Source organism: Pontibacter ruber (genome assembly GCF_023630205.1).
GTDB lineage: Bacteria > Bacteroidota > Bacteroidia > Cytophagales > Hymenobacteraceae > Pontibacter > Pontibacter ruber.
Genome location: NZ_JALPRR010000003.1, coordinates 860,209 through 874,065, shown reverse-complemented (window position 1 = coordinate 874,065; position 13,857 = coordinate 860,209). Strand labels below are relative to the sequence as shown.

Below are 13,857 nucleotides of genomic sequence, written 5' to 3'. Positions count from 1 at the left end.
GCCTGCTCGCCACCTATCAACTACCTAATTGGCTCAATCTCTCCCGGACGCCAGGTTTTGTCAAACCAGGGCTCCAGTGGCCCGTAGAGGCGGAGGGCTACGTTCCACCCCTTGCCTGGTATTGTCTGGATCCAGTTATTCTCCTTACCCGCGGGTACCTCCGGGCCGAAGTAGATATCAGCCGAGCCATCCCCGTTTAAAGCCAACCCCTTGTTCTGGCTGTTTAGTGCCGGCCAGTCCTGGTCGGTCTGCAGCTGAGAACGGGTCTGGTTGTCGTAGACAGTAACCGACCAGAAGTTGTTAACCGGTATGTTGGTCGGCAGGTGGAGCTTGTAGCTCCTGCCGCCATCGAACGGCCTTCCCTCCGCATCCACGAACGCCGCTGCATACTGCGATCCCTGGCCTACCATCTTCTGCTCCATAGCTGGTGATATGCCCAAGCCGCCGAAGAAATAAAGCTGCGAGTAGGAATCGAGGATGAGGGCACCGTTGTCCAAGAATTCGTAACCGCCGAGCAGGATGGTTCGCCACGCGCTGTTCTCATAGAAGTATGCCTCCTTCTCCCGCATCCTATAGGTAAGCGCTCGTGCCGTAGCATCACCTACTGCTGCAGCTTCTACCAAAATAGCCTTCATTCGTTCATCGGGCGCAAAGGGCATTCCCTTCTTTATACCGATTGATCGATAGAAGCCGAGCGTCACCGGGTCGAGCGACTCGGATGGCTCAGACTGCACGACGTCATTTAAGTACTCCCAGAAGGTATAGTCCGCAGGAGCGACAAAGCATACGGGCTCGTTGGTCACGTTGACAAAGGTGAACTCCGGGGGGCTGTCAGCCTTTGAGAGCGGATATACCCTTGCTGTCTTCTTGATTAGGTCAACTCCGGGTTTGGGATCTCCGTGCTCGTCCAGGAAACTGCGCCAGAAAATATTCATCTCGAATGTCTTAGGCCGCACGACAATGTAGCCTTCGGGCACCTCGCCTTTATAGCCCGGAGGAACCAACAAATACTTGCCGCCTTGGCCCTTGTCGGGTCCGATGAAGCCGAAATCGACGACCCAGCGACCCCACATGTCACTGATGAAGCCGAGCAATTTGGGAGGAATCTCTACAACCAGCGGACCATCCTTAAGATCAATCCACATAGCGCTGTAAGGCGTAACGTTTTGGGTGAGCCACCAGATCGTCCGGGGGGTAATTCTGTTTTCCCAGATGAGCAGCGTCGAGTTTTCGGGCCCATACTGCGTGAGCCCCTTGCGTGTGGCAACTAAGTTCACCGCAGGTAATGCCAGCAAATACGCCTGGACCGCCCGCTGAAAATCGAGGTTGTCGTATAGCTTCTGCACCGTGGCATCATCGGGAAAACCATCGAAGAAGCTGAGGGTGCCAAGGCGAGTTTCCACCCTGTCGGGGGAGGCAATGCCTGCTGGAATTGGTGTGGTGTTCTTCATTTGCTCCTCCTTACTTTAAGGTCTACTCCTTTTCTACTATTTAATTTCCCCTCTTTTGCCTTCAAGATGTGTGAGTGCCATAATACCTCACTTGCACGATAGCCGACAGCTACCTGACCAGCTCGATCTCTCCCGGACGCCAGGTCTTATCGAACCAGGACTCTAGGGGGCCGTAGAGGCGCAGGGTGACGTTCCACCCCTTGCCTGGTATTGTCTGAATCCAGTTATTTTCCTTGCCTGTGGGTGGTTGTGGTCCGAAGTAGACATCGGCAGAGCCATCCTCGTTGAGGCGAAATCCTTCGTTCCTACTGTTTAACGCTGGCCAGTCCTGGTCGGTCTGCAGCTGGGAGCGGGTCTGGTTATCGTAGACAGTAACTGACCAGAAGTTGTTAACCGGTATGTTGGGCGGCAGGTGGAGCTTGTAGTTCTTGCCGCCGTCGAGCGGCCTGCCCTCCGCATCCACAAATGCCGATGCGTACTGCGATCCCTGGCCGATCATTTTCTGCTCCTCAGCAGGTGTTGTGCCTGCTCCACCGAGGAAGTAAGCTTGAGAGTAGGCATCAAGGATAAGGACTCCGTCCTCTTGTACTTCATAGTTGCCCACGAAGAAGCTTCTCCACGCGCTGTTCTCGTAGTAATATGCTTCCTTATTGCGCATCCGGAAAGTGAGCGCTCGTGCGGTCGCAGCTCCCACTGCTGCAGCCTCAACCAGAATGGCCTTCATCCGCTCGTCTGGAGCAAAGGGCACTCCCTTCCTTATGCCAATTGACCGGAAGAAACCTAAGGTTATCGGGTCGAGGGAGTTCGATGGTTCAGCCTGCACCACTTCGTTCAGGTACTCCCAGAAGGTATAATCTGTCGGAGGCACCAGGCAAAAGTACTTGTCTGTCACGTCGACAAAGGTGAGCGCAGGCGGGTTACCGGCACTCGTGAGCGGGTATACCCGCGCGGTCTTTTTAATCATATCAACTCCCGGTTTCAGGTCTCCGTGCTCATCCGGGAAACTTCGCCAGAAGATAAACATCTCGAAAGCTTTGGGCCGCAGGACGATGTATCCTTCCGGTACGCCTCCTTCATAGCCTGGTGGCACCAACAGGTACTTGCCGCCTTCGCCCTTGTCAGGTCCGGTGAACCCAACATCCGCAACCCAGCTGCCCCAGATGTCATTGATCATGCCGAGCACTTTCGGGGGGATCTCAACAACCAGCGGCCCCTCCTTCAGATCGATCCATATGTTGCTGTACGGCGTAACGTTTTGGGTCATCCAGAAGATCGTTTTAGGTGTGATCCTGTTTTCCCAGATGAGGAGCGTTGCGTTTGCAGGTCCCCATTGGAGGAGTGCCTTTTTCATGCCAACCTGGCTCACCGCGGGCAGCCCCAGCAAAAACGCCTGGACCGCACGCTGAAAATCGAGGCTATCGTACAGCTTCTGCACCGTGGCATCATCGGGGAAACCATCGAAGAAGCTGAGGGTGCCAAGGCGAGTTTCCACCCTGTCGGGTGAGGCAATGCCTGCTGGAATGGGTGTGGTGTTCTTCATTTACTCCTCCTTATCTTAAAGTCTGTTACTCTTTTCTTATTTGGTATCTCTTTGCTCAAATATGTATTAAATCACTAAATGCCGAGTCTTAAATTATTTGCATCGCAAACTAACAGCCTCTTATGTCCTTTTCTTTTGCCTTCAAGAGGTGTGAGTGCCTTTATACTTCGCCTGCTCCCCCATCCAGCAACTACCTGACCGGCTCAATCTCTCCCGGACGCCAGGTCTTATCGAACCAGGGCTCCAGCGGTCCGTACAGGCGCAACATGGCGAACCACCCTTTGCCGGGAATGGTCTGGATCCAGTTGCTCTCCTTACCCGCGGGTGCCTCCGGTCCGAAGTAGACATCAGCCGAGCCATCCTCATTCAGCCGGAACCCCGCATCCTGGCTGCTCAGGCCCGGCCAGTGCTGATCTGTCTGCAGCTGAGAGCGGGTCTGGGTATCGTGGATGATCACCGACCAGAAGTTGTTTACAGGGATGTTGGGCGGAAGATGGAGCTTATAGTTCTTAGCGCCATCAAGCGGCCTGCCCTCCGCATCCACGAAGGCATCAGCATACTGCGAACCCTGACCTACCATTTTCTGCTCCTCGGCCGGCGATATGCCCGTTACGTGAAAGTAGTTCTGCACGTACGCGTCCAGGTTAAGGGCGCCATTGTCCAGGAACTCATAGCCACCGACGAGGAAAGGTCTCCACGCGCTGTTCTCGTATAAATAGGCCTCCTTCTCCCGCATACGGTAAGTAATCGCTCTTGCGGTCGCATCTCCTACAGTTGCAGCTTCTTTTAGCATGGCTTTCATCCGCTCGTCTGGTGCAAAGGGCATTCCTTTCTTTATACCTATAGATCGGTAGAAGCCGAGCGTTACCGGGTCGAGCGAATCGGAGGATTCCGACTGCACGACCTCGTTCAGGTATTCCCAGAAGGTATAGTCCGCCGGAGCAACCTGGCAGAAGGGCTTGTCTGTCATGTTGACAAAGGTGAGTTCAGGTGGGTTACCGGCATTAGAGAGCGGGTATACCTGAGTTTTCTGCTTGATGAGGTCTATGTGGGGTTTGGGGTCTCCTTTTTCGTCCAGGAAACTGCGCCAGAAGATGTACATCCCGAACGTCTTGGGCCGCACCGCAATGTAGCCTTCGGGTACTTGCTCTTCATAGCCTGGGGGAGCAAACAAATACTTGCCGCCTTCGCCCTTGTCTGGCCCGATAAAGCCTACATCGACTACCCAACGGCCCCACATGTCGTTGACGGCGCCCAGCACCCTGGGAGGTATTTCGAGAACCAGTGGCCCCTCCTTCAGATCGATCCACATTGTGCTGTAAGGCGTATTGTTGTTCCCCGTCAGGATGATGCTTCGTGGGGTGATCATGTTCTCCCAGATGAGGAGAGTGGCGTTTGCAGGCCCCCACCCGATGATCGCCTTTCTCGCAGCAACCTGGCTCACCGCCGGCAAACCCAGCAGGTATGACTGGACCGCACGCTGAAAGTCGAGGTTATTGTACAACTTTTGCACCGTGGCATCATCGGGAAAACCATCGAAGAAGCTGAGGGTGCCAAGGCGAGTTTCCACCCTGTCGGGGGAGGCAATGCCTGCTGGAATTGGTGTGGTGTTCTTCATTTTCACTCCTTAATTTAAATTAACTGCTCAGGTAGTGCTTTAATAAAGTGTGATGGGAAGAAAGTAGCAGCGGAGATGTGGAAGATGGGTGAGTATGTTGTAAGTGCGGATGTATTGCCCTGCTGCTATAGTACTATAGTAGTAAAAAATTGCAAAAAGGTTGCAGGTCAACAGTACTTTGATTGTAAAAGCTGTAGGAAGCAGTTTTTATTGCAGTTCCTGTATTGGAGGATAGCATCAACTCCAGCGAAGTCGTAAAACCGGCATTGCTCCCAAAACAAAAAGCCTCTCCGTATCCGGAGAGGCTTTTTCTATACTTTATACTTTGCGTGTTACACCAGTATTCTCACCGGGTTCTCCAGCATGTTCTTGAAAGTCTGCAGGAAAGCTGACCCAACAGCGCCATCTACCACGCGGTGGTCGCAGGAAAGCGTAACTTTCATTACGTTGCCGATGCGGATCTCACCGTTACGTACTACCGGCGTCTGCTTGATACCACCAACGGCCATGATGCAGGCATCCGGCGGGTTGATGATGGCGGTAAATTCTTCGATGCCGAACATACCCAGGTTAGAGATCGTGAAGGTGTTACCTTCCCAGTCTGATGGCTGCAGTTTCTTGGTCTTTGCTTTACCACCGAGGTCTTTTACTTCAGCTGCAATGGCAGAAAGCGATTTGAAATCAGCGTTGCGCACTACAGGTACCAGCAGGCCTTCTTCTACCGCTACAGCTACACCAATGTTGATGTGCTTGTTGTAACGGATCTTATCGCCTAACCACGAAGAGTTAACTGCAGGGTGCTGACGCAGGGCAGCAGCAGCAGCTTTGATTACCAAGTCGTTGAACGATACCTTCACCGGAGACACTTCGTTGATGCTGGTACGGGCTTCGATGGCCTTGTCCATATCAATTTCCATGGTCAGGTAGAAGTGCGGCGCAGAGAATTTGCTTTCGGCCAGACGGCGGGCAATTACCTTACGCATCTGCGATACGTTCACTTCTTCGTAAGCCTCGGCAGGTGCGCCTGGCACGGCAGCAGTAACAGCTGGTGCAGCAGCAGGTTTTGCCTGTGGCGCAGCAGCCGGTTGCGGAGCAGCAGATGGTTTAAAGTTCTCGATGTCACGCAGCACGATACGTCCGCCCTCACCCGAGCCTTTGATTTCTGACAGGTTAAAGCCTTTTTCCTGTGCCAGTTTCTTGGCAAGTGGCGAAGCCTTAATGCGGCCGTTAGCTTCCGTAGTTACAGTTGTTGTTGCAGCACCCGTAGCAGGTACTTTTACCTCTTGTACTCTTTCGGATGTAGTTGCTTCTTCCTGTGCGGCTATATTCTCGTCTGTTTTAGCATTCTCTTCGCGTGAGCGCTCCTCTACACCGGCTGGTACTGCAGCACCGCCATTCAGCAGCGCTTTGTAATCAGCACCTTCTTCTCCAATCACCGCAATAACAGCGTCAACCGGAACCGCGTCGCCGGCATTAACGCCAGTGTACAGCAGCGTACCATCCTCGTACGACTCCAGTTCCATGGTAGCCTTGTCGGTTTCCACCTCAGCCAGAATGTCGCCTGATTTTACTTTATCGCCCACTTTCTTCAGCCAGGAAACAAGCACACCTTCTGTCATGGTATCGCTCATCTTAGGCATGCGGATCACAGAGGCTTTGATATTGGAAGTGTCAACGGAAGTTTTTGCCGCAGGAGCTTCCTGCTTGGCCGGAGCAGCCCCCTTTTTCTCTTCCTTCTGCTCGGCAGGCTTTTCTTCAGCTTTTGCAGCTGGTTGCCCGCCTCCCTGTACTTCGCTCAGCAGGCCGGAGATGTCCTCTCCTTCTTTGCCAATAATTGCGATAACGCCGTCTACTGGCACAGCCTCTCCTTTTTTAGGACCGATGTACAGCAGTGTGCCATCGTTGTAAGACTCCAGCTCCATGGTGGCCTTATCGGTCTCTACCTCAGCCAATACGTCGCCTGAACTAACGCTATCACCAACATTTTTGAGCCAAGATGCTATCACCCCCTCTGTCATCGTGTCGCTCATCTTGGGCATTCGTATTACTTCAGCCATATTAAAATCGTGTTGTTTGTTCGCCCAAAGGTCGTGTTTAATCTGCCCAAAATTAGATTTAAAAATATACTATTCAAACTATAGATTCTAATTTGTTATCGAACACGCAGGTGTTACAGTTTTATACCCCCATTTCCTGCAGATGCGATACATCGCAGTACTTCTTCACTACGAGCATGCTGCCTGTAAAATCGAGCTGGTAGAGGCACAGGTTCTGGTGCAGGAACTGGTCCATGCAGCGCAACGGGTAGTGCAGCATATGGCTCAGCATGATGCGCATGGCCCGGCCGTGCATGCAAATAAGTACATTTTCCTCTTCCGGCCGGCTTAGCATCAGGTCCACAAAAGGCTTCTGCCTGGCCGCCACCAGGTCGGGGCTCTCCCCTCCTTCTATACAGATGTGGGTGTTGCCTTCGCTCCAGGTATGCAGGATGTGGTGGTAGTAAGCGTCCTCTTCCGGGGTGATGCGGGTGCCTTCGCGGGTGCCCCAGTTTATTTCATTGAGCCCGGCATGCGTTTCGTGCGGAATACCTTTATCTATAAACCCCTGCACCGACTGCACACTGCGCTTCAGGGTAGAAGTATAAACTTTATCAAACGGGATATCTTTATACTTTTGGTAAAACAGCTGCGCCTGTCGCTGGCCGATATCGTTCAGAGAAGAGTCCACGCCGCTGCCCTGCACAACGCCCTGTACGTTGAAATCGGTCTGGCCATGCCGGATGAGGTATATTTTCTTAATACTCAAATTTCTTCTACTTTTGCTTTCTTACGTTAACCAGAGTGCGAAATTACGATCCGCAGCTTATGCACAAAAAAGATATTACGTTAGAGCAGCTCAATGAGTGGCGAAAAAATACGATGGTGGAGCATCTGGGCATCGAACTGACGGAGTTTGGCGAAGGCTACATCTGCGGAAAAATGCCGGTAGACCACCGCACGCACCAGCCCATGGGCCTGCTGCACGGAGGTGCTTCAGTAGCCCTGGCCGAAACGCTGGCAAGTATAGGCGCTGCCATACACGTAGATCTAACAAAGAAAGCCTGTGTCGGTTTAGAAATCAACGCAAACCACGTGCGAAGTATAAAGGAGGGCTGGGTGTATGCCAAAGCAACGGCCATCCACATCGGGCGCAGCACGCAGATCTGGGAAACCAAAATCACGACCGAAACCGGCGACCTGGTGTGCCTGAGCCGCATGACGGTGGCCGTTATTGACAAGAAGTAGTGTACAGTGTTTCGTGTTTTGATAAGTGTATTTTTAACCGTACAGCTATCCGTTTCATTTTTTACTGTTTACTGATAACTGTTCATTGATAACTGAATTGATGGGTACAGAAACCCGGCATTATACTTTAGAAAATATTTTCCGGGCAGCCATCGCACAGCAAAAGGCGGTGGCTGTCTGGCGTTTGCCGCTTTCAGAGCAGGTACAGGCTTGTATATCGCTGCAGCAAAGTTATACTACTAGTCTGCCTAACCTGGAACAAAGCCCTTTTGGGTTCCTGTTTTGTCCCTTCCATACGTCGGGGCAGGAGCAGCAACTGTTTATCAAAGGTGATCTGTGCTTTGATGCAACTTCTCAAAGTATAACTGCAGCAGCAGATGCGCCTGCAGCGGCTGTTGAAGGTTTTACAGAGGCTTTACAAAGTATAGAGCACGCGTCTCTAGGCTGGCACAGCTCAGACGCCACACAAGCCTCCTATCAAACGGAAGCCGGTTTTAAAACTGCGGTAGAAAAAGCGGTGGCAGCTATCACCGCCGAAGAAATGGAGAAAGTGGTTTTATCCCGCAATTTCAGCGAGGTCGTACCTGCCTCCTTCTCCCCTGTTGCAGCTTTTGAGCAAATGCTGCAAACCTATCCAAATGCCTTTGTGTCGTTGGTTTCGGTGCCGGGAGTAGGTACTTGGATGGGCGCTTCGCCGGAGATCCTGGTAAGTATCGATCAGAACAATATATTTAAAACAGTGGCATTGGCCGGCACACAGCCCCTGACAGAAGACGGCTGCACTTCGAGCGCCATCTGGCGGCAAAAGGAAATTGAGGAGCAGGCCATGGTGGAGCGCTACATCCTGAGCTGCTTTAAGAAGCTGCGCCTGCGCGAATATTCCGAAATTGGCCCGAGAACGGTGGTAGCCGGTAACCTGATGCACCTGCGCACCGATTTTAAGGTAGATACGAAGGAAGTGGATTTCCCGACGCTGGGAACGGACATGCTGCACCTCCTCCACCCTACTTCGGCTGTTTGCGGTCTGCCCAAAGAGCCTGCCCTGGAATTTATACTTCAACACGAAGGCTACGACCGCAGCTACTACAGCGGCTACCTGGGGCCTGTAAACAGCTCAGCAGGAACGCATTTGTTTGTAAACTTACGCTGCATGCAGCTCCTTGCAACAGATGCCATACTTTATGCAGGAGCCGGTATCACCGGAGAATCCTCCCCTGAAAAAGAGTGGCAGGAGACCCAGCACAAAATGCAAACCATGCAGCGGGTGCTGGCAAATTTTAAATGAGTGAATGAGGTAGAGAGGTAAAAAGTTAGAGAGTTTGGGAGGTAGAGAGGTAGAGAGGTAGAGAGTGTAAATACAGCAGTAAAAGCTGAAGTAAACAATCAACAATTTAACCATTCAACAATTCCCCTCATTAGTAATTATTAATTATTAATTCGTAATTAAAAATCATGGTTCTTCAACCTGTTGTAAATATAGCGGAGATCTGCGCGCAGAAAGGCGTTGAGAATGTAGTGCTGTCGCCGGGCTCGCGCTGTGCACCGCTTACCATTGCTTTTGCCCGTCACCCGAAGCTGATTGTACGCACCGTAAGCGACGAGCGCGCGGCGGCTTTTATTGGCCTGGGCATGGCGCTTACAACAGGCAAACCAACGGTTCTCATCTGTACTTCCGGCACGGCTGCGCTCAACTATGCCCCTGCGGTGGCCGAAGCTTACTTCCAGCAGGTGCCTCTGCTTATACTTACCGCTGATCGTCCGCCTGAGTGGATCGACCAACTGGACGGCCAGACCATCCGTCAGGAACAAGTATATGGGCGCCACATCAAAAACAGCTTCTCTTTCCCGGTTGATCTTTTGCACCCGGATGCTGTCTGGAAGAGTGAGCGGCTGATTTCAGAAGCACTGAATGAGGCTGTTGCCTTTCCTGCCGGACCGGTGCACATCAACATTCCGCTGCGCGAACCTTTTTACCCTGCTCCCGGTGAAGAGATAAGGTTTGATGCGCAGGTAAAGGTAATTGAGGAAGAAACGAATACCTTTGAACTGAACCGGCAGCAGGCGGAAACGCTGCAGCAGGAACTACAAAAGTATAGCCGCATACTGGTAGTAGCCGGCCAGGATAACTATAAGCCGGAGTTGCTGGAAAGTATAAAAGCCTTCTCAGGAGCGAGCGGTGCTGTGGTGGTAGGTGACCTGATTGCGAACGTGCACGAACTGCCGGAGGTAATCCGTTACCAGGATGCCATACTTGCCTGTCCCGATGAAGAAAAACTTCGTGTCCTGCAGCCGGATCTGCTGATCACGTTCGGCAAGTCAATCATTTCCAAGAGCCTGAAGCTGTTCCTGCGCAAGTATAAACCTGCTGCCCACTGGCACCTGCAGCCCGCTGGCCAGGTGGCGGATACGTTCCAGGCGCTGACCAGAATTGTGCGCTGCGCACCGGCAGCTTTTTTTGAAGCAATGGCTGTACGTAAAGGCTCAGAGGCGTCTAATTATACTTCTGCCTGGTCAAATATAGCCGAAAGAGCCGCAGGATTTTTAAAAACTTACACTGCAGAAGCAGATTACAGCGAATTAACGGCAGTAGAACGCGTGCTACAATACCTGCCGCAGCAAAGCAACCTGCACCTGGCTAACAGCATGGCCGTGCGCTATGCCAACATTCTGGGCTTGGCTCCCGAGCAGCAAATAGAAGTATACGCCAATCGCGGCACCAGCGGTATCGACGGCAGCACCAGCACTACTGTTGGCTGTGCCCTTACCAGCTCAGCTATTACCACGCTCCTTACCGGCGACCTTGCCTTTTTCTACGACCGAAACGGGCTTTGGCACAATTACCTGCCAGCTAATTTGCGTATCGTGCTGCTCAACAACCATGCTGGTGGCATTTTCCGCCTGATCGATGGACCCAAGCAGCAGCCGGAACTGGAAGAATTCTTTGAAACGCGACAAAATTTAAATGCAGAGAATACGGCCCGCGATTTTGGCATGAACTATACTTCGTGCAATTCCCTGACAGAACTGGAGCAGGCGCTACCGGCTTTTTTCGCTGCAGAGGCCGGGACAGGTATCCTGGAGATCTTTACCGACAGCAAAGCCAATGCCACTGAGTTTGCCAAGTATAAGCAAGCGCTGCTGCGGGCGCTGTCCTGAGCCTGTGTTTTACCTCACCCCTGCCCTCTTCTTTTATCTAGGGCCTCTACCCCCAAAACAGGAGGGGGAGTTTATACTTGCTCCGTTCTCTCATCATCTTGACCAGCGGGAGAAGTCTGAGTCAGGGTTTTACCCACCCCTGCACCCCTCCCAGGAGGGGAATTTCGGCCTTTGCTATCCGTTTAGGCTATACTTTCATAGCTGCTGTTATCCAACCACCCCTGCCCCTCAGAGCTACGCTCGCTAGCTTCGAACTCGCGTTCTCGCTAGTCTAAGGAGGGGAGCTTTACTGGCTTTTGCTAGACTTGAAAGTATAGGTTTCATAGCTGCAGGTATAGCACGGACAGGTCACGACCTGTCCCTACAATGGTTCTAGTTCCATAACCGCTTACGAAGCAGTGTCGTTTTCAGTCCTTGGGTTGAGCGCCTATGTGAGTTTTTCCGGTATCGCGCCAGCGATATTGTGACGCAGGAGCAAAGGAAAAGCTCCCATCGCGATGCCCAAGGACGAGGCCCCGCGGCCGTGCGCGCACCAGAGTATAAAATGAAAGTATAGGTTAGTAGGACTGAGGAACAGCAGTGGCTACGAAGCAAAGGCTTGCCGGCTCAAAGTATAAACCTCAGCTATAAGTATCAGATTTCTCACTTCAGTTCGAAAGGACAATAAAACAGGTAGTTTTACACTAGAAAGATCCCTTAAAATCCAACCCTCCCTACATGCCCTATTCTCTGCGATAAACGTTTAATAAACTGTAAGTCAAGATGTTTCATCTAAATCCCTAATATTATGAACCTGACACACGACATGCACCGCGTGGAGCGTTGGGCAGATACCCACCATCCTATCTGGATTGACTTCATACGCATAGCCCTGGGCGTATACATTTTTGCAAAAGGCATCATGTTCATACAGGATACGCAGGCGCTTCAGCACATTATGCGTAACAGCCAGTTCGAATGGGTTTCCTTTGGCATGGCGCACTACGTTGCTTTCGCACACCTGGTAGGCGGCCTTCTCATTGCGATGGGATTATTAACCCGGGTGGCCATTCTGTTTCAGTTGCCGATCTTGATTGGAGCAGTTTTCTTTATCAATCCCCAAAGAGGTTTTTATTCGGAGAACACGGAGCTTTGGTCTTCCATTATCGTGCTGATCCTGCTGCTTTTCTTTCTGGTATGGGGATCCGGCCGCTTTTCTGTAGACCGGCTGATCCGCAAGCCTAAACGCGACTGGCTGTACTAAGCAGCTGAAAGTCTCTCATCGCCCAGTGTTTCAGGTGCCGAAAGTTACCTGCAGGCTATACTTTGCTTTCTCCTTTACAGTAAGTGCGGCATGCAGCAACCGGCTTATGACACAAACTGCTTCAATACAAGCCTGAAGAGGCAAAATACCTCTCCTTAAAAAGCATAGCTATCCTTTTCAAAATATCCTAAGCTCCCGTAAAAAAATCGCCATTCATCATCAGCCTTATACCAGAAAGTATAAACTATAGAGGGCTGATAAAAGTAGAGCAGGTAGATGAGGCCAACTCACTGACTGCTCTTTTTGTTTTAAAAGGAAGTTTACGCCATTTTTGCGTTCGGGCATATCCAAAATGGTTGGGCCTCATCTTAAAGTATACACATCGCTCTTCGGTTTAGAGCCGGAAAGCGCTTAACATAGTAGATCAATGGCTGAAAAGTTTCTCCTACTCAACGGTAAAAAGTTTTATTACGACGAGATTTCTTCGTACTCCTTCCGCAACAGCATCCCGCTGAACGGGTACGAGGCCAAAACACTCGAATTTTGCCGTAACTGGCTGAACGGCGTTCAGGAATTCCCGATCCAGACATCCGGCTCTACGGGTGCGCCAAAACACATAAGCCTGACCAGAAAACAACTGGAGGCAAGCGCCGCCCGCACCATCAAACTGCTGCACCTGCAACCGGGCGACAGTACACTCATCTGCCTGAACACCGAGTACATTGCCGGTATGATGATGCTGGTTCGCGGTTTTATGGCAGAGCTCGAAATGATCATTGTAGAACCGATCTCTAACCCGCTTACGTTGGCGCCCGAAGGTCAGAAAATCGACTTCGCTTCGTTTGTACCCATGCAACTGCAGACAATTCTGCAGGAAACCCCGGAAGCTGCTACCATACTTAACCACATGAAAGCAATACTGGTGGGTGGCGCCCCCGTTGGGTTTACGCTTCAGCGCGACATCCTGCTGCTGGATGTACCTGTTTACCATACCTATGGCATGACGGAAACGGCATCGCACGTGGCGCTGCGCCTGCTCAACGGCCCCAAAGCTGCTGATTATTACGAGGTATTGCAGGGCGTTGAGATCGGTCAGGACCACCGGGGCTGCCTTACCATACAGGGCGATGTGACCAACAACGAGCGCATTGTAACCAACGATTTGGTAGAGCTGCTCACCCCTACCCGCTTCCGCTGGATCGGCCGCGTAGACAATACCATCAACACAGGCGGCGTAAAGGTGCAGACCGAGAAAGTTGAGGTGGCCATATCCGAAGCACTAGCAGATATGGATAACCCGCCGCGCTTTTTTGTGGCGGCACAACCCGATGAGCTGTTAGGCGAAAAGATCGTGCTGGTACTGGAAGGAGAAAAAATGACCGACGAAGCAGAACTAGCCTTCCAGGAAAAGCTTCGTGCTTTGCTCAGGAAATTTGAAATGCCGAAAGAAACCTACTATGCTGCTTCGTTCTCCGAAACAGCTACCGGTAAGATCTCCAGGCAACGCACCTTACAGAAATTGGGCCTCGAAACATTATAAACTGGCAGAACGGTTAGCTGCTGCA

At 51.8% G+C, this 13,857-nt stretch carries 11 protein-coding genes; 6 read left to right on the top strand and 5 right to left on the bottom strand.

Annotated features, from left to right (window positions below):
• Positions 1 to 20: 20 nt before the first annotated feature.
• Together MJ611_RS15585 and MJ611_RS15580 are read right to left on the bottom strand one after the other, a co-directional pair.
• Entirely contained in the window at positions 21 to 1,451 is a 1,431-nt protein-coding gene (locus MJ611_RS15585) for a DUF1254 domain-containing protein (RefSeq protein ID WP_250430996.1), read from the bottom strand.
• Positions 1,452 to 1,560: 109 nt separating this feature from the next.
• Positions 1,561 to 2,802: a DUF1254 domain-containing protein gene (locus tag MJ611_RS15580; RefSeq protein WP_262921697.1), complete on the bottom strand. Its 1,242-nt coding sequence runs from the start codon at positions 2,800 to 2,802 to the stop codon at positions 1,561 to 1,563.
• On the opposite strand from MJ611_RS15580, the gene MJ611_RS15575 reads away from it, so the two are divergent.
• The gene (locus MJ611_RS15575) at positions 2,782 to 2,955 is read left to right on the top strand and encodes a hypothetical protein (RefSeq protein WP_250431409.1); all 174 of its coding nucleotides are present in this window, start codon (positions 2,782 to 2,784) and stop codon (positions 2,953 to 2,955) included. The genes MJ611_RS15580 and MJ611_RS15575 overlap by 21 nt on opposite strands.
• A gap of 226 nt (positions 2,956 to 3,181) precedes the next feature.
• Here the strand turns inward: MJ611_RS15575 and MJ611_RS15570 are convergent, their stop codons facing one another.
• The 3 genes from MJ611_RS15570 to MJ611_RS15560 all read right to left on the bottom strand — a co-directional run bounded on the left by MJ611_RS15570 (position 3,182) and on the right by MJ611_RS15560 (position 7,414).
• Positions 3,182 to 4,609, bottom strand: a complete 1,428-nt coding sequence (locus MJ611_RS15570; RefSeq protein WP_250430993.1) for a DUF1254 domain-containing protein — start codon at positions 4,607 to 4,609, stop codon at positions 3,182 to 3,184.
• A 332-nt stretch (positions 4,610 to 4,941) separates the two neighbouring features.
• On the bottom strand, positions 4,942 to 6,666 hold the full coding sequence (locus tag MJ611_RS15565; RefSeq protein WP_250430992.1) for a pyruvate dehydrogenase complex dihydrolipoamide acetyltransferase: 1,725 nt from the start codon (positions 6,664 to 6,666) through the stop codon (positions 4,942 to 4,944).
• Between the two features lie 121 nt (positions 6,667 to 6,787).
• Complete coding sequence (locus tag MJ611_RS15560) at positions 6,788 to 7,414, bottom strand: histidine phosphatase family protein (protein WP_250430990.1); 627 nt, start codon at positions 7,412 to 7,414, stop codon at positions 6,788 to 6,790.
• 59 nt (positions 7,415 to 7,473) lie between these two features.
• On the opposite strand from MJ611_RS15560, the gene MJ611_RS15555 reads away from it, so the two are divergent.
• From MJ611_RS15555 to MJ611_RS15535, 5 genes are all read left to right on the top strand, one after another.
• Positions 7,474 to 7,893: a PaaI family thioesterase gene (locus tag MJ611_RS15555; protein ID WP_250430988.1), complete on the top strand. Its 420-nt coding sequence runs from the start codon at positions 7,474 to 7,476 to the stop codon at positions 7,891 to 7,893.
• A 100-nt stretch (positions 7,894 to 7,993) separates the two neighbouring features.
• Positions 7,994 to 9,178, top strand: a complete 1,185-nt coding sequence (locus MJ611_RS15550) for a chorismate-binding protein (protein WP_250430986.1) — start codon at positions 7,994 to 7,996, stop codon at positions 9,176 to 9,178.
• Between the two features lie 167 nt (positions 9,179 to 9,345).
• Positions 9,346 to 11,049 carry a 2-succinyl-5-enolpyruvyl-6-hydroxy-3-cyclohexene-1-carboxylic-acid synthase gene (gene menD, locus MJ611_RS15545; RefSeq protein ID WP_250430985.1) on the top strand — a complete coding sequence of 568 codons (1,704 nt, stop codon included), beginning with the start codon at positions 9,346 to 9,348 and terminating at the stop codon, positions 11,047 to 11,049.
• A 787-nt stretch (positions 11,050 to 11,836) separates the two neighbouring features.
• Complete coding sequence (locus MJ611_RS15540; RefSeq protein ID WP_250430983.1) at positions 11,837 to 12,292, top strand: DoxX family protein; 456 nt, start codon at positions 11,837 to 11,839, stop codon at positions 12,290 to 12,292.
• 427 nt (positions 12,293 to 12,719) lie between these two features.
• Positions 12,720 to 13,832, top strand: coding sequence for an AMP-binding protein (locus tag MJ611_RS15535; protein WP_250430981.1), 1,113 nt, complete (start codon positions 12,720 to 12,722; stop codon positions 13,830 to 13,832).
• The last annotated feature ends 25 nt before the right edge of the window (positions 13,833 to 13,857 follow it).

What these genes read in the sequence shown, in the direction of transcription:
- MJ611_RS15585 (WP_250430996.1), bottom strand. Translation starts at nt 1,451, where the DNA reads ATGAAGAACACCACACCAATTCCAGCAGGCATTGCCTCCCCCGACAGG.
- MJ611_RS15580 (WP_262921697.1), bottom strand. Translation starts at nt 2,802, where the DNA reads ATGAAAAAGGCACTCCTCCAATGGGGACCTGCAAACGCAACGCTCCTC.
- MJ611_RS15570 (WP_250430993.1), bottom strand. Translation starts at nt 4,609, where the DNA reads ATGAAGAACACCACACCAATTCCAGCAGGCATTGCCTCCCCCGACAGG.
- MJ611_RS15565 (WP_250430992.1), bottom strand. Translation starts at nt 6,666, where the DNA reads ATGGCTGAAGTAATACGAATGCCCAAGATGAGCGACACGATGACAGAG.
- MJ611_RS15555 (WP_250430988.1), top strand. Translation starts at nt 7,474, where the DNA reads ATGCACAAAAAAGATATTACGTTAGAGCAGCTCAATGAGTGGCGAAAA.
- MJ611_RS15550 (WP_250430986.1), top strand. Translation starts at nt 7,994, where the DNA reads ATGGGTACAGAAACCCGGCATTATACTTTAGAAAATATTTTCCGGGCA.
- menD (WP_250430985.1), top strand. Translation starts at nt 9,346, where the DNA reads ATGGTTCTTCAACCTGTTGTAAATATAGCGGAGATCTGCGCGCAGAAA.
- MJ611_RS15540 (WP_250430983.1), top strand. Translation starts at nt 11,837, where the DNA reads ATGAACCTGACACACGACATGCACCGCGTGGAGCGTTGGGCAGATACC.
- MJ611_RS15535 (WP_250430981.1), top strand. Translation starts at nt 12,720, where the DNA reads ATGGCTGAAAAGTTTCTCCTACTCAACGGTAAAAAGTTTTATTACGAC.